1 protein-coding gene is annotated in these 250 nt (G+C 45.2%); it reads left to right on the top strand.

Features of this window, described 5'->3' with window-relative positions; translation table 11 throughout:
• Positions 1–250 (top strand): FMN-binding negative transcriptional regulator (locus AAEY88_RS14800; protein ID WP_350563610.1); only part of this gene is annotated, 250 nt, incomplete at both ends.

Genomic DNA, 250 nt, shown 5'->3' on the forward strand with positions numbered 1-250 from the left:
GGCTCACACTTACCGTTATTACTCATTGCCTCAGAGGGCGAAAATGGTACCCTGTATGGCCATTTTGCTCGTAGTAATCCGCATTGGAAAAGTGTTGCGGGTACTAGAGTCCTTTGTATTTTCAATGGTCCTCACTCTTATATCTCACCCACTTGGTATGACTCCTATCCAGCGGTTCCGACTTGGAATTACAGCGTAGTACATGCAAAAGGCATTATTGAATTAACTGATGATGCGACCACCGCACAAG

Origin of the sequence: Psychrobacter sp. CAL346-MNA-CIBAN-0220 (assembly GCF_040309805.1) — a bacterium.
GTDB lineage: Bacteria > Pseudomonadota > Gammaproteobacteria > Pseudomonadales > Moraxellaceae > Psychrobacter.